The sequence below is a fragment of the Sphingopyxis sp. HIX genome (assembly GCF_001468285.1).
Taxonomy (GTDB): Bacteria; Pseudomonadota; Alphaproteobacteria; order Sphingomonadales; family Sphingomonadaceae; genus Sphingopyxis.
In genome coordinates this window covers 142,214-163,559 of record NZ_LNSB01000002.1, presented here as the reverse complement: position 1 = coordinate 163,559, position 21,346 = coordinate 142,214, and the positions used below count along the sequence as shown (strand labels likewise).

The following is a 21,346-nucleotide window of genomic DNA, read 5'->3' as shown; positions in this document are numbered from 1 at the left end:
CCCTCTTCGTGTCTTTGCGCCTTTGCGCGAAATTTTTGCCGGGCATCCATGGTGCACAAGCTCCGTTCCGCGATTTTACACGGCCTCGCTCCCTTCACGAGGCGGCAATATTGGCGGTTACAATCGTGACGAGTGCCGCTAGGGAATGGGCATTGGGCGCGCATGTCTGAATATGAAATTAGGGGAAGAACCGATGGACAGCGGCAGCAAGGTGCAATTTTCGGATCGTGAGGCCCTGCTCTACCACGAATATGGGCGCCCGGGGAAAATCGAGATCGTCGCGTCGAAGCCGATGGCGACGCAGCGCGACCTCTCGCTCGCCTATTCGCCCGGCGTCGCGGTGCCGGTGAAGGCGATCGCCGAGGATCCGGCGACCGCCTATGACTATACGATCAAGGGCAATCTGGTCGCGGTGATCTCGAACGGCACCGCGATCCTCGGGCTCGGCAACCTCGGCGCGCTGGCGTCGAAGCCGGTGATGGAGGGCAAGGCGGTGCTGTTCAAGCGCTTCGCCGACGTCGATTCGATCGACCTCGAGGTCGCGACCGAGGATCCGCAGCGCTTCATCGAAGCGGTCGAGCTGCTCGAGCCGACCTTCGGCGGGATAAACCTCGAGGATATCGCGGCGCCCAACTGCTTCATCATCGAGGCGGCGCTCAAGGAAAAGATGAACATCCCGGTGTTCCATGACGACCAGCATGGCACCGCGATCATCACCGCCGCCGGCCTGATCAACGCGTGCCACTTGACCGGACGCGACCTGTCGACGGTCAAGGTCGTCGTCAACGGCGCCGGTGCGGCGGCGATCGCCTGCACCGCGCTGATCAAGGCGCTGGGCGTGCGGCACGAGAATGTCATCATGTGCGACCGCAAGGGGACGATTTACCAGGGCCGCACCGAGGGCATGGACCAGTGGAAGTCGGCGCATGCGGTGCCGACCGAGGCGCGCGACCTGACCGAGGCGCTGAAGGGCGCCGACGTGTTCCTGGGGCTGTCGGCCGCGGGCGCGCTCAAGCCCGAGATGGTCAAGGATATGGCGCCAGCGCCGATCATCTTCGCGATGGCAAACCCCGATCCCGAAATCTCGCCGCCGGATGCCCGTGCAGCAAGGCCCGACGCGATCATCGCGACGGGGCGGTCGGACTTTCCGAACCAGGTCAACAATGTGCTTTGCTTCCCCTTCATCTTCCGCGGCGCGCTCGACGTGCGCGCGACCGCGATCAACGAGGAGATGAAGATCGCCGCGGCCTATGCCATCGCCGATCTCGCGCGCCAGCAGGTGCCCGAGGAGGTCGCGGCGGCCTATGGCGGGCGGGCATCGAGCTTCGGCCCCGAATATATCATCCCCTCGCCCTTCGACCCGCGGTTGATGGAGATCGTCCCCGCGGCGGTGGCGAAGGCGGCGATGGACACCGGCGTCGCGCAGCGGCCGATCGAGGACATGGCCGCCTATCGCAACTCGCTGAAGGCGCGGCTCAACCCGACGACATCGGTGCTGACGCTCGCCTATGAAGCCGCGCGCGCCAATCCGAAACGCATCGTCTTTGCCGAGGGCGAAGAGGAAGTCGTGCTGCGCGCCGCGATCCAGTTCCGCGACGGCGGTTACGGCATTCCGGTGCTCGTCGGGCGCGAGGGGTTGCACGACAAGCTCAAGGAGATGGGCGTTGCCGATCCCGAGAGCTTCGAGGTGCACAACAGCGTCAATTCGCCGCATGTGCCGCAGATGGTCGACATGCTCTACGAGCGGCTGCAGCGGCGCGGCTACCTCCGCCGCGACGTCGAGCGGATGGTCAACCGCGACCGCAACATCTTCGGCTCGCTGCTGCTCAAGCTCGGGCTGGGCGATGCGATGATCACCGGCACGACACGCACCTATGCGCAGACGATGCGCGAGGTGCGCCGCGTGATCGACCCCGCCGAGGGGCAGACCAATTTCGGCATCCACGTCCTCGTCGGCCAGCACCACACGGTGTTCATGTCCGACACCACGGTCAACGAACGGCCGAGCGCACAGCAGCTCGCCGACATCGCCGAGCGCACCGCGCAGGTCGCGCGCCGCATGGGGCACGAACCGCGCGTCGCCTTTCTCTCCTATTCGACCTTCGGCAACCCGCCGGGATCGTGGCTCGACAATATCCGCGAGGCGGTGGCGATCCTCGACGCACGCAAGCCCGGATTCGAATATGAGGGCGAGATGTCGCCCGACGTCGCGCTGAACCCCAAGGTGATGGCGAACTATCCCTTCTGCCGCCTGTCGGGGCCGGCGAATGTGCTGGTCATGCCGGGGCTGCAGTCGGGCAATCTGTCGGCGAAGCTGCTGCGCGAACTCGGCGGCAGCGCGGTGATCGGCCCGATGCTGGTCGGCATGGAAAAGCCGGTGCAGGTGGCGACGATGGCGTCGACCGCGTCGGACCTGGTCACGCTGGCGGTGCTCGCCGCGGGCGGGATCGCGGAATAGGGAAAAGCGTCGCCCCCGCGCAGGCGGGGGCGGACGGCTTGTTACGGCCCCGAGGGGCCGCCGCTGCCGCCCATGCCGGGGGCGCCGACGGCGCCGATATTGCCGAAGATATCCTCGAAGAAGCTGCGCTCGCGGCCCAGCGTCGGAGTCTTGTCGCCTTCGGGGTTGATCTTGCTCACCAGTTCGAGCCCGGTGCGGTCGACCGCGACGACATTGCCCGCGGGGTCGAAGCGCACGCGCAGCACCTGCTGCGCGACCGGGCGCGGGTTGGCGAAGGCGAGCTGGCGCGTCTCGCGCGAGACATAATAATATTCATTGTCGCTGAACTGGCCGACGAAGGTCGGGCGGCCGAGCGTCTTTTCCACCGATTCGCGGTTGTCGACGCCGGGCGCGATCGCCTCGGTCAACACGGGGTCGACGACATAGCCCTGGCGGCCCTTGAGCTGCGCGCAGCCGCCGCTGGCGAGCGCGAGCGCGACGGCGCCCAGCAGCAGGGGCGCCCGGCGGGCCGAAAAACTGGTGGTGAAATGCGGCATCAATTGGTCTCCGTTGCGCATGCCTTGCCGCTCGCCCCCGCGACTGCGCTTGTGTGGGGCCTCTTAGCGCCAAGCGGGCGCGGCGCACAAGGGTTATGGCAAGCCGCTTGTGGCGCGGCAAAGCTTGCTGGAGCCTGACCGGCGGGCCTTTTCCGCGCGGGCAAATGCGCCTAAGCGTCACGCATGATTTCGCTTCGCAACCTGTTCAAGCCCGCCCCCGACCCGCGCGAGGCGCGCCGCCCGCTTTGGAACGCCGTGGTCGCCACCGCGCGCGCGCCGCACTGGTATGTCGAGGGCGGGGTTCCCGACACGCTCGACGGGCGTTTCGACATGATCAGCCTGGTGCTGGCGCTGGTGCTCCATCGCATCGACGAGGATCCGGGCCAAGCGCTCGCGGGCGTCCAGCTGACCGAATTGTTCGTCACCGACATGGACGGGCAGATGCGCCAGATCGGTTTCGGCGACATGGTCGTCGGCAAGCAGATCGGGCGGATGGTCGGCGCACTCGGCGGGCGGCTGGGCGCCTATCGCGTGCCCGACGGGTCGGAGGAGATGCGCGCGGCGCTGGTGCGCAATCTGTGGCGTGGGCAGGAACCCGATGCGGCGCATCTGGCGCATGTCGCGGACGAGGCGGCAAAATTGCGCGCCGCGCTCGCCGCCACGCCGGTCGAAGCGCTGATCGTCGCCGACCGCCTGCCGGACGCCGCATGACCGCCCCCGAATTTTCGCATGTCGTGACGCTGACCGAAGCCGGGCAGGGGCGCGACGTCGAACTGACCGCCGACGAAGCCGCGCGCGCGCGGATCGCGAAGCGGCTCGATCTGGTCGAACTGTCGCGTTTCGAGGTCACTGCAGCGGTGCGCGCGGTCGCGGGCGGGATGACGGTGCGCGGCGAAGTGAAGGCCAGGCTGGTGCAGAGCTGCGCCGCGAGCGGGCTGCCGGTGCCCGCGACGATCGCCGAACCCTTCGACCTCAAATATCTGCGCGACATGCCCGCGGGCGCCGAGGACGAGGAAATCGAGCTCGGCGCCGAGGATATCGACATATTGCCGCTCGAGCACGACCGCGTCGACTTGGGCGAGGTCGCGGTGCAGACGCTGTCGCTCGCGCTCGATCCCTATCCGCGCCACCCCGACGCCGATCGCATCCTGGCGGAAAAGGGCGTGTTGAGCGAGGAGCAGGCGGGCCCCTTCGGCGCGCTCGCGGCGCTCAAGGGCAAGACGACTTAGAGCGCTTCAAGCTTCACCAGAGATGGTGCGCGGAATCGCAGATGCCGGTGAAATTTTTTTCGCGCAAAGACGCAAAGATGTCGTGCCGCCCGCGAAGCGGCTGCATCCCTTCGACTTGGCGATTGACGCGACGAGGATGAGAAAGCGGCCTGACGGCCGCGCTCTGCTTCTTCATGCCTTTGCGTCTTTGCGCGAAACAAAAAAATCCCGCCCATCGGTTCAAATCGAGGTCTCTGCGTAAACGGCCGCTCTACGGGGCTGCGACTATTCGGGTGTGTCTTCGTCCTTCGGCTCGTCCGCATCGGCATCGGCCTTGGGCGGATCGGTGAGCAGGTCGGCGACCGCGTCGTCGAGACCCGATTCCTTCTTCGCTGGCGCATCCTTCTTTTTCGCGGCGGGCGCGGGCTTCTTTTCGGTGAGCGTAGGCTTTTCGCCGGCGGCTTCGGCCGCCGCCTTCTCGTCGCGCGTCGGGGGCAGGCTACCGCCGAGCGCCTTGGCGAGGCCGACGAGCTGCTCGCCGATCACCCCATCGACCGCGGGCGCGATTTCGGGGACCTTGAAGCGCATATAGCCGCCGACGACATAGTCGAAGCGGATCGCGGCGCCGGTCGGCGTTTCCTTGATCTGGATCGTCAATGTGCCGGTGAGCGCCTCGCCCTGCAGCGGCCCGAAGGCACCCGAGAGACGGAGGATCTCGTTCGGCTTGGCGAAGAGGATGCGCGCGTGCTGCACGCTGCCGAGGCCCTTGCCCGTGTCGGGAAGCTTTTCGCAGAAGCAGCCGCCCGCCTGCGAATCGAGCCAGAAGTTCGCGGCGTCGCCCGACCAGCTATGCTCCTTCGACCACCATTTCTGGGGCATTTTGAGCATCTTCCAGACATCTTCGGGGGTCGCGGCGACCTGCGCGGTATGCGCGACGGTGAAGCCGACATCGCTCTGGTCGATGACTTTGGCCTCAGCCGGCACAGCGCCAATTCCGGCAATTGGCAGGAGCGCCGTCGCCAGCATGATTTTCAGATTCATCGCTCATCCCCCACCGCCACAGGGCTTCGTCATTGCGAGCGAAGCGAAGCAATCCAGGGCGGCCTTGCGCGCTCTGGATTGCCACGGGCCTTCGGCCCTCGCAATGACGATGTGAGGTGGGCTAGGCCGTCGCGGCGCTGAGGATCGTTTCGATCGCGTTGTTTACGACGTCGATGTCGGCCATGCCGTCGACGCGCGTGACGATGCCGCGCGCATCGTAGATCGGCAGGATCGGCGCGGTCTTGGCGCGATATTCGGCCATGCGCGTGCGCACCGTTTCCTCATTGTCGTCGGGGCGGCGCTTGAACTCGTTCGAGCCGCAAACGTCGCAGGTATCGGCGACCTTCGGCAGCTTATAGCGGTCGTGATAGCCCTCGCCGCACTTCGCGCAGCTGAAGCGGCCGGTGATGCGGTCGACGAGCGCATCTTCCTCGACCACCAGCTCGATCACATGGTCGAGCTTGCGGCCGCGATCGCTGAGGATCTGGTCGAGCGATGCGGCCTGCGCGGCGGTGCGCGGATAGCCGTCGAAGATCACCGAGACGTCGCCGCCGAGCTCGTCAAGCCGCTCGCCGATCAGGCCCGAGACGATCTCGTCCGAGACCAGCTCGCCCGCGTCCATCACCGCTTTCGCCTGGACGCCGATCGGCGTGCCGGCCTTGACCGCCGCGCGCAGCATGTCGCCGGTCGAGAGCTGGATCATGCCATGCTCGTCCTCGAGCCGCGAAGCCTGCGTTCCCTTGCCCGCTCCCGGCGGACCCAGCAAAATGATGTTGAGCGTCATGAAGGCCCCTGTTTCCCTGCCCGTTCGTGATTCGCGTAGCGGGCCGATCAGCGGCGCGCAACGCCGCCTTTCAATTTGGCTTTCTTGATGAGGTCGCCATATTGATGCGCGAGCATGTGGCTCTGGATCTGGGTGATGGTGTCGATCGTCACGTTGACGATGATGAGCAGGCTGGTGCCGCCGAGCTGGAAGGGCAGGCCCGACCGCGCGATGAAATATTCGGGCACCAGGCAGATCAGCGCCAGATAGGCCGCGCCGATCACGGTGATGCGCGTCAGCACATGGTCGAGATAGGCAGCGGTGTTCTTGCCGGGGCGGATGCCGGGGATGAAGCCGTTCTGGCGCTTCAGATTGTCGGCGGTTTCCTCGGGGTTGAAGACGACCGCGACGTAGAAGAAGCAGAAGAAGATGATGCCCGCGGCATAGAGCGCCATATAGAGCGGCTGGCCGTGCGCGAGATACTGGTTGAGCGTGATCAGGAAATCGCCCGACGCGCTGTCGCTGGTGACATTGTTGCCCATGAACTGGGTGATGGTCAGCGGCATCAGCAACAACGACGAGGCGAAGATCGGCGGGATCACGCCAGCGGTGTTGACCTTCAAGGGCAGGTGGCTGCGGTCGGCCTGCATCACGCCGCGCTGGGTCGCGCGCTTTGGATATTGGACGAGCACGCGGCGCTGCGCGCGTTCCATGAAGCTGATGAAGGCGATGATCAGGACCGCACCGAGGATCACGGCGAAGACGGTGCCGCCGCCCATCGAGCCTTCGCGGACCTGGCTGAACATCTGGCCGAAGCTGCGCGGCAGCTGTGCGAGAATACCCGCCATGATGATCAGCGAGACGCCGTTGCCGATGCCGCGGCTGGTGATCTGTTCGCCCAGCCACATCAGGAAGAGCGTGCCGCCGACGACGCTGATCACGGTGGTGATGCGGAACAGCATGCCGGGGTCGAGCACCACGGTGATGCCCTGCGCCCCGGTCGACGCCTCGGCGGTGAGCGCGAGGAAATAGGCCTGGATCGCGGTCAGCGCGACGGTGCCGTAGCGCGTATACTGGTTGAGCTTCTTGCGCCCGCTCTCGCCCTCTTTCTTGAGCGCGGCGAGGCTGGGGGCCAGCGCGGCGGCGAGCTGCACCACGATCGATGCGGTGATATAGGGCATGACGCCGAGCGCGATGATGCTGAGGCGCTCGAGGCTGCCGCCCGAGAAGGTGTTGAAGATGTCGAGGACGCCGCCCGAGGCCGCTTGCTTATAGGCCTGCGCCAGCGCGACGGGATCGACGCCCGGCAGCGGCACGAAGGACAGGAAGCGGAAGACGATCAGCGCGCCGATCGTGAACCAGATGCGGTTCTTGAGTTCGGTCGCCTGGCCGAACTTCGAGAAGTTCAGGTTGGAAGCAAGCTGGTCGGCGCGAGAGGCCATGGGTATTTATCCTCGGATTTCCGGACCGCGCCCCCCGCGACCCGGCGCCTATGTGCGGTCGGAGGTCGTGAAGCGCAAGGGGAAAGGCCCGATTCAAATGCGTCGGGGGCGGCGCGGCCCGATGCCGCGCCGCCCCCGAAAATCATCAGGCCTTCTTGGCGGCCGCTTCGGCCTTGCGCGTGGCGCGCTTGCCGTCGCCCGCGGGCTTGGCTTCGGGCAGTTCGACCTTGCCGCCGGCCTTTTCGACCGCCTCGATCGCGCCCTTCGACGCGCCGGCGACCTTGAAATTGAGCTTCGCGGTCAGTTCGCCCTTGGCGAGGAGGCGAACGCCGTCCTTGCCGCCGCGCGCGACGCCCGCGGCCTTGAGCGCGGCATGGTCGATCACGGCCTTGGCGTCGAGCGTCTTGGCGTCGACCAGCTTCTGGATCATGCCGAGGTTCACGATCGCGAAATCCTTGGCGAAGATGTTGTTGAAGCCGCGCTTCGGGATGCGCATGTGGAGCGGCATCTGGCCGCCCTCGAAGCCGTTGATCGCGACGCCGCTGCGGGCCTTCTGGCCCTTCTGGCCGCGACCGGCGGTCTTGCCCTTGCCCGAGCCGATACCGCGGCCGACACGCATGCGGCCCTTGCGGGCACCGGCGTTGTCACGAAGGTCGTTAAGCTTGATAGTCATAGTTGCACTCGCTTTCGCTATGTTCGCGCTGGGAACCGGCCCATCTCCAAGACGGAGACTCAATCCGGTTCGATTTCACTCGACGGCTGAAAGCCGGGATAGGGCCCGGCTTTCTCCATCACGATGGCCTGGGCGACATAGCCGCGGCCATCGACACTGGTAATCGAAGGACTGCCGTGAAGCTGCCATCCCCGGTTGAGCAGGCCTTCGACGCGGGCGCAGAAAGCGCTGTCGTCGGGACCGGTCAACAGGCGGTAAAGCTTCATGGAAGCTTAGCCCTCGACGACTTCCACCATGTGCGGAAGCTTGCGGATCATGCCGCGCACTTCCGGGGTGTCGACCAGTTCAACCTCGCGGTTCATCTTGCCCAGGCCGAGCCCGGTCAAGATGGCGCGCTGGCCCTTGGGACGACGGATCGGCGAGCCAATCTGGCGGATCTTGATCTTCTTGTCGGCCATCGTCTTACTCCGTCACCGCCGCGGCTTCGGCCTCGGCTGCGCGGTCGGACGCACCGCCACGCTTGATCAGGTCCGAAACCTTCTTGCCGCGACGCTGGGCGACCGACTTCGGGCTGGTCTGTTCGCCGAGCGCCTCGAAGGTCGCACGGATCATGTTATAGGGGTTCGAGGTGCCGACCGACTTGGTCACCACATCGGCAACGCCCAGCGATTCGAACACGGCGCGCATCGGGCCACCGGCGATGATGCCGGTACCGGCGGGCGCCGAACGCAGCGTCACATTGCCCGCGCCGAACACGCCGCGACCGTCGTGGTGCAGCGTGCGGCCGTCGCGCAGCGGAACGCGGATCATCGCCTTCTTCGCGGCAGCGGTCGCCTTCGAAATGGCTTCGGGCACTTCGCGCGCCTTGCCATGACCGAAACCGGCGCGGCCCTTGCCGTCGCCGACGACGACGAGCGCGGCGAAACCGAAGCGCTTGCCGCCCTTCACGGTCTTCGAGACGCGGTTGATATGGACGAGCTTTTCAATGAGCTCTTCGCCGCCCTCTTCGTCGCGCGGACGACGGTCGTCGCGGCGGCCACGGCCACCTTCGCGTCCGCCCCGGCCGCCATCGCGGCCGCCGCCCCGGCCGCGGCGCGGGGCCTGGCCTTCGGTGGGGGCAGCTTCGGGAGCGCCTTCGACGTTCTGAATTTCGTCAGCCATATTAGAACTCCAATCCGCCTTCGCGAGCCGCGTCGGCCAGCGCCTTGATGCGCCCGTGGAACAGGAAACCGCCGCGGTCGAACACGACCTGGGTCACGCCGGCCTTCTTGGCGGCGTCGGCGAGGCGCTTGCCCACGTCGGCGGCTGCCGCAGTGGTCGCGCCGGTCTTGCCGCGGCCATCCTTGTCGAGCGTCGAAGCCGCAGCCAGCGTCTTGCCGGCGGCGTCATCGATGAGCTGCGCATAGATGTGGCGACCCGAACGGTGCACCGAAAGACGCGGGCGGCCGGCGGCGCGCTGGCGAAGGGCGGTACGAACGCGCTGACGGCGCTTCTGGAAAGAGGTGAGATGTGCCATGGCTTACTTCTTCTTGCCTTCTTTGCGGAAGATGTACTCGCCGCGATATTTGATACCCTTGCCCTTATAGGGTTCGGGCTTGCGCCAACGGCGGATTTCCGCCGCGACCTGGCCGACCTTCTGCTTGTCGATACCGCTGATCTCGATCGTCGTGTTGTCCGGCGTCTTGATCTCGATGCCCTCGGGCACCGCAAAATCGACATCGTGGCTGTAGCCGAGCTGCAGCTTCAGCGTCTTGCCCTGCGAGTTGGCGCGATAGCCGACGCCGGTGATCTCGAGGACCTTGGTGAAGCCTTCGGTCACGCCGGTGATCAGGTTCTGCACCAGCGTGCGCTGCATGCCCCAGAAAGCGCGCGCTTCGCGGGTCGCGTTCGCGGGCTGCACCGAAATGCTGCCTTCGCCGACTTCATAGTTGATGAGGTCGGAAAGCGGCATCGCGAGCGTGCCCTTCGGACCCTTCACCGACAGCTGGCCGCCGTCGATCGCGGCGGTGACACCGCCGGGGATCGCTACTGCCTTTTTACCAATGCGCGACATCAGAACACCTCCGCCAGCACTTCGCCGCCGACATTATGCTCGCGGGCTTCGGCGTCCGAGAGAACGCCGCGCGGGGTCGACACGATGGTGATGCCCAGGCCGTTGCGCACGATCGGAAGTTCCTTCGAACCCGAATAGACGCGGCGGCCCGGCTTCGAAACGCGCGCCACATGGCGGATCGCCGGCTGCCCTTCGAAATATTTCAGCTCGATGCGGATGCCCTTGTGCTGGCCCTTGGCACCCAGCGCTTCTTCGCTGTAGCCGCGGATATAGCCTTCGCGCTGGAGCACATCGAGAACGCGGACACGCAGGGTCGAGGCGGGCGTGAGGACGCTGTCCTTCTTCGCCTGCTGGCCGTTGCGGATGCGGGTGAGCATATCACCCAGAGGATCGGTCATTGCCATCTTGCGTCTTCCTTACCAGCTCGACTTCACAACGCCGGGGATCAGGCCCTTGTTGGCCAGATCGCGGAGCTGAATACGGCACAGCCGGAACTTGCGATAATAGGCGCGCGGGCGGCCGGTCATCTCGCAGCGGTTGCGGATGCGGGTCGGATTGCCGTTGCGCGGAACTTCCGCCATCTTGAGGCGCGCGATCAGACGCTCGCCTTCGTCGAGCGACGTGTCCGCCGCGATCGCCTTCAGCTTCGCATAGCGGCCGGCATATTTCTTCACCAGCTTCTTGCGACGCTCATTCTTGTTCACTGAACTCAGTTTCGCCATGACTTAAGTTCTCTTTCCTCTTGAAAGAGCCTGCCTGGTCCCGTGCGGGACTCAGGCGGCTTCCTTTTCCTGCGCTTCGATCGGGAAGGGGAAGCCGAACAGCTTGAGCAGTTCGCGGGCTTCTTCGTCCGACCGGGCGGTGGTGGTGACGATCACGTCCATGCCGCGCACCGTGTCGATGCGGTCATAGTTGATCTCGGGGAAGATGATCTGTTCCTTCAGGCCCATGGCATAGTTGCCACGGCCGTCGAAGCTGGTCGCCGACACGCCACGGAAGTCGCGGATGCGGGGCATCGCGATCGTGATCAGGCGGTCGAGGAACTCGTACATGCGTTCGCGGCGCAGGGTGACCTTGCAACCGATCGGCATGCCTTCGCGCAGCTTGAACTGGGCGATCGACTTCTTGGCCTTGGTGATCACCGGCTTCTGGCCCGCGATCAGTTCCATTTCGGCGGCCGCGATTTCGACCTTCTTCTTGTCCTGGACCGCGTCGCCCACGCCCATGTTGAGCGTGATCTTCTCGATCTTCGGGACTTCCATCGCATTCTTGTAGCCGAATTTCTCGGTCATCGCCTTGACGATCACATCGTCATAGCGCTTGCGCATGCGCGGGGTGTAGGTGTCAGCCATTGATCGTCTCCCCGGACTTCACGGCCACGCGGACCTTCTTGCCGTCCTTGGTTTCAAAGCGGACGCGCGTCGGCTTGCCGGTCTTGGGATCGGCGAGCGCGACCTTGCTCGCGAAGAGCGGCGCTTCCTTGCGCTCCAGACCGCCCTGCGGGTTGGTCTGGGTCGGCTTGCGGTGGCGGGTGATGACGTTGACGCCGGCGACGACGAGCTTGCCGTCCTTGGGCAGGCTCTGCGTCACTTCGCCGGTCTTGCCCTTGTCCTTGCCGGACAGGACGACGACGGTGTCACCCTTCTTGATCTTGTTCGCCATGGTTAGAGGACCTCCGGCGCCAGGCTGATGATCTTCATATAGCCCTTGCCGCGCAGTTCGCGGACGACGGGGCCGAAGATACGGGTGCCGATGGGCTCTTCGTTCTTGTTGACGAGCACGGCGGCGTTGCTGTCGAAGCGGATCACCGAACCGTCGGCGCGGCGCACATCCTTCGCGGTGCGGACGATGACGGCGCGATGCACGTCGCCCTTCTTCACCTTGCCGCGCGGCTGGGCTTCCTTGATCGACACGACGATGACGTCGCCGACGCCGGCGGTGCGACGCTTCGACCCGCCCAGCACCTTGATGCACTGGACGCGCTTGGCGCCGCTGTTGTCGGCGACTTCCAATTGTGACTGCATCTGGATCATCGATGCATTTCCTTCTTGTTTGGCCTACCGGGATGCCCCGGCGGTTCCGTGAAAACCAGCTTAGGCGTCGGCAGCCGTCTTGGGCTTGCTGTGGGTGTCGACCTTGTCGAGCACCTTCCACGTCTTCAGCTTCGAAATCGGCTTCGTTTCCTCGATGCGGACGGTCTCGCCAGCCTTGATGGCATTGTCCTCATCATGGGCGTGATACTTCTTCGAACGGCGGATGATCTTGCCGTAGAGCGGGTGCTTCACCTTGCGCTCCACTTTCACCACGACGGTCTTGTCGCCCTTGTCGGACACCACGGTACCGGTCAGAATGCGCTTCGGCATCGTCAGTCTCCTTACTTCGCGGCCGAGCGCGTACGCTCGGTCTGCTGCGTCTTGATGCGGGCGATCGAGCGCCGCACTTCCTTGACGCGCGAGGGCTTTTCCAGCTGGCCGGTGGCCGCCTGGAAGCGGAGGTTGAAGGCCTCGCGCTTCAGTTCGCCGAGCTCGACGGCGAGCTGGTCGTCGGTCTTGGCCTTGAAATCGTCGGTCTTGGCCATGTCCTTAACCCTCCAGGTGGGTCGTGTCGCCGAGGCGGGCAACGACCTTGGTCTTGATCGGCAGCTTCATCGCGGCGCGTTCGAACGCCAGCGCGGCCACGGGGCCCGGAACGCCGTCGAGTTCGAACAGGATGCGACCCGGCTTGACGCGCGCGGCCCAGAATTCCGGCGAACCCTTGCCCTTGCCCATGCGGACTTCGGCGGGCTTCGACGACACGGGGACGTCGGGGAACACGCGGATCCAGAGGCGGCCCTGGCGCTTGATCGCACGGCTGATCGCGCGGCGAGCCGCTTCGATCTGGCGCGCGGTGATGCGCTCGGGTTCCATCGCCTTCAGCCCGTAGGAGCCGAAGTTCAGCGCGGTGCCGCCCTTGGCGTTGCCGTGGATACGGCCTTTGAACGCCTTGCGGAACTTGGTTTTTTTCGGTTGCAGCATGTCAGCAGTCCTTAGCGGCGATCATCGCGCGCCGGGCGCACGCCCGACGTCTGCGCGTCGAGCATCAACCGGTCGGTCGCCATCGGGTCGTGACCCAGGATTTCGCCCTTGAAGATCCACACCTTGATCCCGCACACGCCATAGGCGGTGTGGGCTTCGGCTTCGGCATAATCGACGTTGGCACGAAGGGTGTGCAGCGGCACGCGGCCTTCGCGATACCATTCGGTGCGTGCGATTTCCGCGCCGCCCAGACGGCCGGCGCAGTTGATGCGGATGCCTTCGGCGCCGAGACGCATCGCCGACTGCACCGCGCGCTTCATCGCACGGCGGAAAGCCACGCGGCGCTCGAGCTGGTCGGCAATGCCCTGGCCGACGAGCTTGGCGTCGACTTCGGGCTTGCGGATCTCGACGATGTTCAGCGACACGTCGCTGCCGGTCAGTTCGCCGAGCTGCTTGCGCAGCTTTTCGATGTCGGCGCCCTTCTTGCCGATGATGACGCCCGGGCGGGCCGCATAGATCGACACGCGGCACAGCTTCGCCGGACGCTCGATCACCACCTTCGAGATCGCTGCCTGCGGCAGCGTCTTGAAGATGAAGTTGCGGATCTTGAGATCCTCAACGAGCATGCGGCCATAGTCCTGGCCTTCGGCGAACCAGCGGCTGTCCCAGGTGCGGTTGACCTGCAGGCGCAGGCCGATCGGATTGCTCTTCTGGCCCATCTTACGCCTCTTCTTCCTGTTCGCGCACGACGATGCGGATGCGGCTGAACGGCTTGACGATCCGGGTCGACTTGCCGCGGCCACGCGCATGCCAGCGCTTCATCGAGATCGACTTGCCGACGCTGGCTTCCTGGACGACCAGGGCATCAACATCGAGGTTGTGGTTGTTTTCCGCGTTGGCGACAGCGCTGGCGAGAACCTTGCGCACGTCGACGGCCATCGCCTTCTTCGAGAAAGCGAGGACGTTCATCGCGTCTTCGACCTTGCGGCCGCGGATCAGCGCGGCGACGAGGTTCAGCTTCTGCGCCGAGCCGCGGATCTGCGTGCCGACCGAGAGAGCCTCGTTATCCGCAACGCGGCGGGGGGACTTTTCCTTGCCCATTAGCGTTTGCCCTTCTTGTCGGCCGCGTGGCCGGGGAAGAAGCGCGTCGGCGCAAATTCACCCAGCTTCATGCCGACCATGTCTTCGTTGACCGACACCGGCACGAACTTGCGGCCGTTGTAGACGTTGAAGGTCAGCCCGACGAACTGCGGCAGGATGGTGGACCGGCGCGACCAGGTCTTGATCGGGGCAGAGCTGCCGCCGTCCTGGGCCGTTTCGGCTTTCTTGAGGAGATGAAGGTCCACGAACGGACCCTTCCAGACCGAGCGAGCCATGGCTTACCTCTTCTTCTTCGCGTGACGCGACCGGATGATCATCTTGTCGGTCGACTTGTTGTGACGGGTACGGGCGCCCTTGGTCGGCTTGCCCCACGGAGTGACCGGGTGGCGGCCGCCCGAGGTGCGGCCTTCGCCGCCGCCGTGCGGGTGATCGACCGGGTTCTTGGCGACGCCGCGGGTGAGCGGACGCTTGCCGAGCCAGCGGTTGCGGCCGGCCTTGCCAAGGTTGGTGTTCTGGTTGTCGGGGTTCGACACCGCACCGACCGTGCCCATGCACTCGCCGCGGATATAACGCTGTTCGCCCGAACCGAGACGCACGATCACGAGACCGCGGTCACGACCGACGACCTGCGCATAGGTGCCGGCCGAACGGGCGATCTGGCCGCCCTTGCCCGGCTTCATCTCGATATTGTGGACGATCGTGCCGACCGGCATCTGCGACAATTCCATCGCATTGCCCGGCTTCACGTCGGTCTTCTTGCCCGCGACGACGGTGTCGCCGACCGCCAGGCGCTGCGGCGCCAGGATGTAGGTCTGCTCGCCGTCTTCGTACTTCACCAGCGCGATGAAGGCGGTGCGGTTGGGGTCATATTCCAGACGCTCGACGGTGGCCGGCATGTCCCACTTGCGACGCTTGAAGTCGATGAAGCGATACTTCTGCTTGTGGCCGCCGGCGATGCCGCGCGAGGTCACATGACCCTTGTTGTTGCGGCCGCCGGTCTTGCGCTTGCCTTCGGTCAGCGCCTTGACGGGCTTGCCCTTCCACAGCGACGATTTGTCGACGAGGATCAGGCCGCGCTGCGCGGGGCTGGTCGGATTATAGGATTTAAGTGCCATTGTTCTTGCCTCTTCCTACAATCAGACGCCGGTGGTGACGTCGATCGACTGGCCTTCGGCCAGGCGAACGATCGCCTTCTTCACGTCGCTGCGGGTGTAGGGCTTGCCCTTCCAGCGCTTGGTCTTGCCCTTGGTGACGAGCGTGTTCACGCCGATCACCTTGACATCGAACAGCGCCTCGACGGCGGCCTTGATGGCGGGCTTGGTCGCGTCGTTCGCGACCTTGAACACCACCGCGTTGTTTTCGCTCAGCAGGGTCGACTTTTCGGTGATCACCGGAGCGAGGATCACGTCATAGTGACGCGCGTCGACAGTTTTTGCCTTAGCCATGGAAACGGGCCTCCAGCTTTTCGACCGCCGCGCGGGTCAGGACCAGCGTGTCGGCACGGATGATGTCATAGACGTTGGCACCAGCCGCCGGCATCGAGTCGATACCGACGAGGTTGGCCGAGGCCAGGGCGAAGCTTTCATGGACCGCATCGCCGTCGATGAAGAGCGCGCGGTTGCCGAGTTCGAGCTTGCCGAGCTTGCCGGCCAGCGCCTTGGTCTTGGCATCCTTGAGCTCGAGCGTGTCGAGAACGACGATCTTGCCGCCCTTCGCCTTGTCGCTGAGCGCCATCTTGAGGCCGAGCGCGCGGATCTTCTTGTTCAGCGAGTGACCGAAAGTGCGGGCCCGGGGACCGTGCGCCTTGCCGCCGCCGATGAAGATCGGCGCCTTGCGATCGCCGTGACGCGCGGTACCGCCGCCCTTCTGGCGACCGAACTTCTTGCCGGTGCGGGCGACGTCGCTGCGTTCGCGGGCGGCGCGAGCCGGACCGCGGCGCTTTTCGAGCTGCCACGAAACGACGCGGTGCAGGATGTCGGCGCGCGGATCGACGCCGAAGACATCGTCGTTGAGGTCGATGTCGCTACCGGCCTTGCCGTCGATGGTCTGAACCTTGACCTTCATGATCAGGACTCCTGTGCGCCGTCGGTGGCCGCGGTGTCGACGACGACGGCTTCTTCGGCCGGCGTTTCGACCGGCGCGTCAGCCGGGGCAGTGTTGCTGTTGGCCGCGCTCTTGATGCCCGCCGGATAGGGGGCCTCGGGGTGGCGGGGCAGTTTCACCGCGTCGCGGACGAGCAGCCAGCCGCCCTTCGAGCCAGGGACCGAGCCCTTGACGAAGAGAAGGCCGCGCTCGGCGTCGGTGCGGACGATTTCGAGATTCTGCTGGGTGCGGTTGCGCGCGCCCATGTGGCCGGCCATCTTCTTGTTCTTGAAGACGCGGCCCGGATCCTGGCGGTTACCCGTCGAACCATGGGCACGGTGGCTGATCGACACGCCGTGCGTGGCGCGCATGCCCCCGAAACCCCAGCGCTTCATCGCACCGGCAAAACCCTTGCCCTGCGTGACGCCCTGGATGTCGACGATCTGGCCGGCGACGAAATGGTCGGCCGACAGTTCGGCACCGACGTCGAGCGTCGCGTCGTCGGCGACGCGGAATTCGACGACCTTCGCCTTGGGTTCGACTTCGGCCTTGCCGAAGGCCCCACGCTGCGGCTTGGCGACATTCTTCGCCTTCGCCGAGCCGGCACCGAGCTGGACGGCGACATAGCCGTCACGTTCTTGTTCGCGCACGGAGACGACCTGGCAGCCTTCGAGGCTCAGGACGGTGACGGGCACGTGGCGGCCGTCGTCCTGAAACAGGCGGGTCATCCCCATTTTCTTCGCGATCACGCCAGTCCGCATGATCCATACTCCTCAACAGAGGCCGGGCGGACCATTCCGCACGGCTTGCGGGACCCATTGGAGCAAAACCCCTCAGGAACCCTCCCAGCCCGAAATTTCGATGCATCGCCCCGTCCGGGCTGAGGTGCCGCCATCCCGAGGGAGAGCGGCGAGACGGGGGACGCAGCCCGGACCATGATGCTTCCGAAGAAGCGGTCCGGCGGTATCCACCCTATCGTGATGCAGGCGCCTTAACGTCCTGCCGATAGAGACCCCCGCTTGTCCGGGGGCTTCGTTGGCTTAGGCCAACTTGATCTCGACGTTCACGCCCGCGGCGAGGTCGAGCTTCATCAGCGCATCGACCGTCTGCGGGGTGGGCTGCACGATGTCGAGCAGCCGCTTGTGGGTACGCACCTCGAACTGCTCGCGCGACTTCTTGTCGACATGCGGGCCGCGGTTCACGGTGAATTTTTCAATACGCGTCGGAAGCGGGATCGGGCCGCGAATAAGCGCTCCGGTACGGCGGGCCGTATCGGCGATGTCGGTGGTGGCCTGATCGAGCACGCGGTGATCAAAGGCCTTCAGGCGAATGCGAATATTCTGCGTTTCCATGACTGTTCCAGTCGAATCCCGTCTAACGATGCGAAAGAGCCGAAATGGCCTGCTCCGGCTCCCGCATGGAAGCCGAACCGGCCATTAAAATTCTTAAAGCTACGAGCCGCGCGAATCAGTCCGAATCGCGCGGCTCGCGGCCCTATATTACTTTGTGATCGTCGCGACAACCCCTGCGCCGACCGTGCGGCCGCCTTCGCGAATCGCGAAGCGCAGACCCGGGTCCATGGCGATCGGGGCGATCAGCTTGACCGACAGCTGGACGTTGTCGCCCGGCATGACCATCTCGGTGCCCTCGGGGAGGATGACCTCGCCGGTGACGTCGGTGGTGCGGAAGTAGAACTGCGGACGATAGTTCGCAAAGAACGGCGTGTGACGGCCGCCTTCGTCCTTCGACAGGACATACACTTCCGAGGTGAACTCGGTGTGCGGCGTGATCGAGCCGGGCTTCGCCAGAACCTGGCCGCGCTCGACTTCTTCACGGCCGACGCCGCGGATCAGCGCACCGATGTTGTCGCCGGCCTGGCCCTGGTCGAGCAGCTTGCGGAACATTTCGACGCCGGTGACGACGGTCTTCTTGGTGTCCTTGATGCCGACGATTTCGACTTCTTCACCAACCTTGACGATGCCGGTTTCGACGCGGCCGGTCACGACCGTACCGCGACCCGAGATCGAGAACACGTCTTCGATCGGCATCAGGAAGGGCTTGTCGAGCGGACGTTCCGGCTGCGGAATCCACTCGTCGACGGCAGCCATCAGCTTCAGGATCGCGTCCTTGCCGATGTTGTCGTCGCGGCTTTCCAGCGCGGCGAGCGCCGAACCGGCGATGATCGGAATATTGTCGCCGTCGAAGTCGCGCTTCGAGAGTTCTTCGCGGATTTCGAGTTCGACGAGCTCGAGCAGCTCGGGATCGTCGAGCTGGTCGACCTTGTTGAGGAACACGACCATGGTCGGAACGCCGACCTGCTTCGCGAGCAGGATGTGCTCCTTGGTCTGCGGCATCGGGCCGTCAGCGGCCGACACGACGAGGATCGCGCCGTCCATCTGGGCAGCACCGGTGATCATGTTCTTCACATAGTCGGCGTGGCCCGGGCAGTCGACGTGCGCATAGTGGCGGCCTTCGGTTTCATATTCGACGTGCGCGGTCGAAATGGTGATGCCGCGCTCGCGCTCTTCGGGAGCCTTGTCGATGTTCGCGAAGTCGACGGCGGCGTTGCCCGCGACGTTCTCGGCGAGGATCTTGGTGATCGCTGCGGTCAGCGAGGTCTTGCCATGGTCGACGTGACCGATGGTGCCGATGTTGCAGTGCGGCTTCGTCCGCTCAAATTTAGCCTTGGCCATGATTTAAGAACCTTCTTCTTAGGTGTTTCGTTTGATCAGTCCGGACGGGCCTGCTGAATCAGGCGCCGCCCTTAGAGGGTCTTGCCGCGCGGCGCAAGTCCGCGCGGCTTCAACCCTATCAGGCCATCTTGGCCTTCACTTCTTCGGCGACGTTGGTCGGCACTTCTTCGTAATGCGAGAATTGCATCGAGTAGCTGGCGCGCCCCTGGCTGAAGCTGCGCAGCTGGTTGACGTAACCGAACATGTTCGCCAGCGGCACGATCGCCTCGACGACCTGGGCGATGCCCCGGCTGTCGGTGCCTTGGATCTGGCCGCGACGGCTGTTGAGATCGCCGATGACGTCGCCCATGAATTCCTCAGGGGTCACGACCTCGACCTTCATCACCGGCTCGAGCAGCTTGATGCCGGCCTTCGCCGCCACTTCGCGCATCGCCGCACGGCCCGCGATTTCGAACGCCAGCGCCGACGAGTCGACGTCGTGGTACGCGCCGTCCGTGAGCTTGATTTCGAAGTCGATGATCGGGAAGCCGATCATGTGACCATTTTCGGCCGACTCGCGCATGCCCTTTTCGACCGACGGGATATATTCGCGCGGAATGTTGCCGCCCTTGATCTCGTCGATGAAGGTGATGCCCGAGCCGCGTTCGCCGGGAGCGACGCTGACCTTGACGCGGCCGAACTGGCCCGAGCCGCCCGACTGCTTCTTGTGGGTGTAGTCGACGTCGACGGCGCGCGCGAGCGATTCGCGGTACGCCACCTGCGGCGCGCCGACGTTCGCCTCGACCTTGAACTCGCGCTTCATGCGATCGACGAGGATGTCGAGGTGAAGCTCGCCCATGCCCTTGATGATCGTCTGGCCCGATTCATGGTCGGTCGACACGCGGAACGAGGGATCCTCGGCGGCCAGGCGGTTGAGCGCGATGCCCATGCGTTCCTGGTCGGCCTTGGTCTTCGGTTCCACCGACAGCTCGATGACCGGCTCGGGGAACTCCATCCGCTCGAGGATGATCGGCGCGCTGGTGGCGCAGAGCGTGTCCCCGGTGGTTGTTTCCTTGAGGCCGGCGAGCGCGACGATGTCGCCCGCATAGGCTTCGTCGATGTCTTCGCGGCTGTTCGCATGCATCAGCAGCATACGGCCGACCTTTTCCTTCTTGTCCTTCACCGAGTTCAGGTAGGTGCCCTTGTTGAGCGTCCCCGAATAGATGCGGGCGAAGGTGAGCGAGCCGACGAACGGATCGTTCATGATCTTGAAGGCGAGCAGCGACAGCGGCGCCGAGTCCGAAGTCTCGCGCGAGTCGGGCTGGTCGTTCGACGGGTTGATGCCCTGGACGTCGGGGATGTCGAGCGGCGAAGGCAGATAGTCGACGACCGCGTCGAGCAGCGTCTGGACGCCCTTGTTCTTGAACGCCGAGCCGCAGAGGACCGGGACGAACGCCTGCGCCAGCGTGCCCTTGCGGATCAGCGCCTTGAGCTGGGCGACGTCGGGGACATTGCCTTCGAGATAGGCTTCCATCGCGTCGTCGTCCTGTTCGACGGCGAGTTCGACGAGCTTTTCGCGATATTCGGCAGCCTTGTCGGCGAGGTCGGCGGGGATTTCCTCATAGAAGAATTCGGCGCCGAGGCTTTCGTCCTTCCAGATGATCGCGCGCTCGTTGACGAGGTCGACGAGACCCTTGAAGTCGCCTTCGGCGCCGATGGGCAGATAGAGGACGGCCGGGGTCGCACCCAGGCGATCGACGATCGTCTGGACGCAATAATAGAAATCGGCGCCGGTGCGGTCGAGCTTGTTGATGAAGCACATCCGCGGAACCTTGTACTTGTCCGCCTGGCGCCACACGGTTTCCGACTGCGGCTCGACGCCGGCAACGCCGTCGAACGCGGTGATCGCGCCGTCGAGCACGCGCAGCGAACGTTCGACTTCGATCGTGAAGTCGACGTGTCCGGGGGTGTCGATGATGTTCAGGCGATGCTCGGGACCCTGACCTTCGTCAGCTTTCCAGAGGCAGGTGGTCGCAGCCGACGTGATCGTGATGCCGCGTTCCTGTTCCTGCTCCATCCAGTCCATCGTTGCGGCGCCGTCATGGACTTCGCCGATCTTGTAGGACTTGCCGGTGTAGTAAAGGATGCGCTCGGTCGTCGTGGTCTTGCCGGCGTCGATGTGCGCCATGATCCCAAAGTTGCGATAATGTTCGAGCGAATGGCTGCGTGCCATGGTCTTTTCCTTGGTTTTTGGGGGAGGCCTTTGGAGCCGCCCCCGATATAGGAAGTTTTGTTGCGATTGC

Annotated in this window: 32 protein-coding genes; 3 read left to right on the top strand and 29 right to left on the bottom strand. The window is 64.9% G+C overall.

Annotated features, from left to right (window positions below):
• The first annotated feature begins 193 nt into the window (after window positions 1–193).
• The gene (locus ATE62_RS02230; RefSeq protein WP_058806648.1) at window positions 194–2,458 is read left to right on the top strand and encodes an NADP-dependent malic enzyme; all 2,265 of its coding nucleotides are present in this window, start codon (window positions 194–196) and stop codon (window positions 2,456–2,458) included.
• Window positions 2,459–2,499: 41 nt separating this feature from the next.
• Here the strand turns inward: ATE62_RS02230 and ATE62_RS02225 are convergent, their stop codons facing one another.
• On the bottom strand, window positions 2,500–2,994 hold the full coding sequence (locus ATE62_RS02225; RefSeq protein WP_082662556.1) for an outer membrane protein assembly factor BamE: 495 nt from the start codon (window positions 2,992–2,994) through the stop codon (window positions 2,500–2,502).
• Between the two features lie 183 nt (window positions 2,995–3,177).
• Between ATE62_RS02225 and ATE62_RS02220 the strand changes: the two genes are divergently transcribed.
• Both ATE62_RS02220 and ATE62_RS02215 read left to right on the top strand, forming a co-directional pair.
• A complete protein-coding gene (locus ATE62_RS02220) occupies window positions 3,178–3,705 on the top strand; it encodes a ubiquinol-cytochrome C chaperone family protein (RefSeq protein WP_058806650.1) in 528 nt (175 codons plus the stop codon).
• Window positions 3,702–4,223 (top strand): YceD family protein, encoded by a 522-nt coding sequence (locus ATE62_RS02215; protein ID WP_058806651.1) that lies wholly within the window; start codon window positions 3,702–3,704, stop codon window positions 4,221–4,223. The genes ATE62_RS02220 and ATE62_RS02215 overlap by 4 nt, the downstream gene beginning before the upstream one ends.
• Window positions 4,224–4,236: 13 nt before the next feature.
• On the opposite strand, the gene ATE62_RS23120 is transcribed toward ATE62_RS02215, so the two are convergent.
• The 28 genes from ATE62_RS23120 to fusA all read right to left on the bottom strand — a co-directional run bounded on the left by ATE62_RS23120 (window position 4,237) and on the right by fusA (window position 21,276).
• Window positions 4,237–4,398, bottom strand: coding sequence for a hypothetical protein (locus ATE62_RS23120; RefSeq protein ID WP_156420408.1), 162 nt, complete (start codon window positions 4,396–4,398; stop codon window positions 4,237–4,239).
• 89 nt (window positions 4,399–4,487) lie between these two features.
• Window positions 4,488–5,243 (bottom strand): hypothetical protein, encoded by a 756-nt coding sequence (locus tag ATE62_RS02210; RefSeq protein ID WP_058806652.1) that lies wholly within the window; start codon window positions 5,241–5,243, stop codon window positions 4,488–4,490.
• A 121-nt stretch (window positions 5,244–5,364) separates the two neighbouring features.
• Complete coding sequence (locus ATE62_RS02205) at window positions 5,365–6,027, bottom strand: adenylate kinase (protein ID WP_058806653.1); 663 nt, start codon at window positions 6,025–6,027, stop codon at window positions 5,365–5,367.
• Between the two features lie 47 nt (window positions 6,028–6,074).
• Complete coding sequence (gene secY, locus ATE62_RS02200; protein WP_058806654.1) at window positions 6,075–7,448, bottom strand: preprotein translocase subunit SecY; 1,374 nt, start codon at window positions 7,446–7,448, stop codon at window positions 6,075–6,077.
• Window positions 7,449–7,593: 145 nt separating this feature from the next.
• The gene (gene rplO / locus ATE62_RS02195) at window positions 7,594–8,121 is read right to left on the bottom strand and encodes a 50S ribosomal protein L15 (RefSeq protein ID WP_082662553.1); all 528 of its coding nucleotides are present in this window, start codon (window positions 8,119–8,121) and stop codon (window positions 7,594–7,596) included.
• Between the two features lie 59 nt (window positions 8,122–8,180).
• Complete coding sequence (locus ATE62_RS02190; RefSeq protein ID WP_037556386.1) at window positions 8,181–8,387, bottom strand: DUF1737 domain-containing protein; 207 nt, start codon at window positions 8,385–8,387, stop codon at window positions 8,181–8,183.
• A 6-nt stretch (window positions 8,388–8,393) separates the two neighbouring features.
• Window positions 8,394–8,579, bottom strand: a complete 186-nt coding sequence (gene rpmD / locus ATE62_RS02185) for a 50S ribosomal protein L30 (RefSeq protein WP_058806655.1) — start codon at window positions 8,577–8,579, stop codon at window positions 8,394–8,396.
• Between the two features lie 4 nt (window positions 8,580–8,583).
• Complete coding sequence (gene rpsE / locus ATE62_RS02180) at window positions 8,584–9,282, bottom strand: 30S ribosomal protein S5 (protein ID WP_058806656.1); 699 nt, start codon at window positions 9,280–9,282, stop codon at window positions 8,584–8,586.
• A 1-nt stretch (window position 9,283) separates the two neighbouring features.
• A complete protein-coding gene (gene rplR / locus ATE62_RS02175) occupies window positions 9,284–9,637 on the bottom strand; it encodes a 50S ribosomal protein L18 (protein ID WP_058806657.1) in 354 nt (117 codons plus the stop codon).
• Between the two features lie 3 nt (window positions 9,638–9,640).
• Window positions 9,641–10,174 (bottom strand): 50S ribosomal protein L6, encoded by a 534-nt coding sequence (rplF, locus tag ATE62_RS02170; protein WP_058806658.1) that lies wholly within the window; start codon window positions 10,172–10,174, stop codon window positions 9,641–9,643.
• Entirely contained in the window at window positions 10,174–10,578 is a 405-nt protein-coding gene (gene rpsH, locus ATE62_RS02165; RefSeq protein ID WP_054589697.1) for a 30S ribosomal protein S8, read from the bottom strand. The genes rplF and rpsH overlap by 1 nt, the downstream gene beginning before the upstream one ends.
• Window positions 10,579–10,590: 12 nt before the next feature.
• The gene (rpsN, locus tag ATE62_RS02160; protein WP_058806659.1) at window positions 10,591–10,896 is read right to left on the bottom strand and encodes a 30S ribosomal protein S14; all 306 of its coding nucleotides are present in this window, start codon (window positions 10,894–10,896) and stop codon (window positions 10,591–10,593) included.
• A 51-nt stretch (window positions 10,897–10,947) separates the two neighbouring features.
• Window positions 10,948–11,526 (bottom strand): 50S ribosomal protein L5, encoded by a 579-nt coding sequence (rplE, locus tag ATE62_RS02155; protein WP_058806660.1) that lies wholly within the window; start codon window positions 11,524–11,526, stop codon window positions 10,948–10,950.
• Window positions 11,519–11,836 carry a 50S ribosomal protein L24 gene (gene rplX / locus ATE62_RS02150; RefSeq protein WP_058806661.1) on the bottom strand — a complete coding sequence of 106 codons (318 nt, stop codon included), beginning with the start codon at window positions 11,834–11,836 and terminating at the stop codon, window positions 11,519–11,521. The genes rplE and rplX overlap by 8 nt, the downstream gene beginning before the upstream one ends.
• A 2-nt stretch (window positions 11,837–11,838) precedes the next feature.
• The gene (rplN, locus tag ATE62_RS02145) at window positions 11,839–12,207 is read right to left on the bottom strand and encodes a 50S ribosomal protein L14 (protein ID WP_053555865.1); all 369 of its coding nucleotides are present in this window, start codon (window positions 12,205–12,207) and stop codon (window positions 11,839–11,841) included.
• A 60-nt stretch (window positions 12,208–12,267) separates the two neighbouring features.
• Complete coding sequence (rpsQ, locus tag ATE62_RS02140) at window positions 12,268–12,537, bottom strand: 30S ribosomal protein S17 (RefSeq protein WP_039578283.1); 270 nt, start codon at window positions 12,535–12,537, stop codon at window positions 12,268–12,270.
• Window positions 12,538–12,548: 11 nt separating this feature from the next.
• Window positions 12,549–12,752, bottom strand: a complete 204-nt coding sequence (rpmC, locus tag ATE62_RS02135) for a 50S ribosomal protein L29 (RefSeq protein ID WP_058806662.1) — start codon at window positions 12,750–12,752, stop codon at window positions 12,549–12,551.
• A 4-nt stretch (window positions 12,753–12,756) separates the two neighbouring features.
• Window positions 12,757–13,188 carry a 50S ribosomal protein L16 gene (rplP, locus tag ATE62_RS02130; protein ID WP_058806663.1) on the bottom strand — a complete coding sequence of 144 codons (432 nt, stop codon included), beginning with the start codon at window positions 13,186–13,188 and terminating at the stop codon, window positions 12,757–12,759.
• A gap of 11 nt (window positions 13,189–13,199) precedes the next feature.
• Window positions 13,200–13,907, bottom strand: coding sequence for a 30S ribosomal protein S3 (gene rpsC, locus ATE62_RS02125; RefSeq protein WP_058806664.1), 708 nt, complete (start codon window positions 13,905–13,907; stop codon window positions 13,200–13,202).
• A gap of 1 nt (window position 13,908) precedes the next feature.
• Complete coding sequence (rplV, locus tag ATE62_RS02120; RefSeq protein WP_058806665.1) at window positions 13,909–14,289, bottom strand: 50S ribosomal protein L22; 381 nt, start codon at window positions 14,287–14,289, stop codon at window positions 13,909–13,911.
• Complete coding sequence (gene rpsS / locus ATE62_RS02115; RefSeq protein ID WP_037556370.1) at window positions 14,289–14,564, bottom strand: 30S ribosomal protein S19; 276 nt, start codon at window positions 14,562–14,564, stop codon at window positions 14,289–14,291. The genes rplV and rpsS overlap by 1 nt, the downstream gene beginning before the upstream one ends.
• 3 nt (window positions 14,565–14,567) lie before the next feature.
• Complete coding sequence (gene rplB / locus ATE62_RS02110; RefSeq protein WP_058806666.1) at window positions 14,568–15,404, bottom strand: 50S ribosomal protein L2; 837 nt, start codon at window positions 15,402–15,404, stop codon at window positions 14,568–14,570.
• 21 nt (window positions 15,405–15,425) lie between these two features.
• Window positions 15,426–15,734, bottom strand: coding sequence for a 50S ribosomal protein L23 (locus ATE62_RS02105; RefSeq protein ID WP_058806667.1), 309 nt, complete (start codon window positions 15,732–15,734; stop codon window positions 15,426–15,428).
• Window positions 15,727–16,353: a 50S ribosomal protein L4 gene (rplD, locus tag ATE62_RS02100; RefSeq protein WP_058806668.1), complete on the bottom strand. Its 627-nt coding sequence runs from the start codon at window positions 16,351–16,353 to the stop codon at window positions 15,727–15,729. Before rplD ends, ATE62_RS02105 begins: the two co-directional genes overlap by 8 nt.
• 2 nt (window positions 16,354–16,355) lie before the next feature.
• Window positions 16,356–17,132 carry a 50S ribosomal protein L3 gene (gene rplC / locus ATE62_RS02095; protein ID WP_058806669.1) on the bottom strand — a complete coding sequence of 259 codons (777 nt, stop codon included), beginning with the start codon at window positions 17,130–17,132 and terminating at the stop codon, window positions 16,356–16,358.
• A gap of 279 nt (window positions 17,133–17,411) precedes the next feature.
• On the bottom strand, window positions 17,412–17,723 hold the full coding sequence (gene rpsJ / locus ATE62_RS02090; protein WP_003042199.1) for a 30S ribosomal protein S10: 312 nt from the start codon (window positions 17,721–17,723) through the stop codon (window positions 17,412–17,414).
• Between the two features lie 147 nt (window positions 17,724–17,870).
• Entirely contained in the window at window positions 17,871–19,064 is a 1,194-nt protein-coding gene (tuf, locus tag ATE62_RS02085; protein ID WP_058806670.1) for an elongation factor Tu, read from the bottom strand.
• Window positions 19,065–19,182: 118 nt separating this feature from the next.
• Complete coding sequence (fusA, locus tag ATE62_RS02080) at window positions 19,183–21,276, bottom strand: elongation factor G (protein WP_058806671.1); 2,094 nt, start codon at window positions 21,274–21,276, stop codon at window positions 19,183–19,185.
• Between the last annotated feature and the right edge of the window lie 70 nt (window positions 21,277–21,346).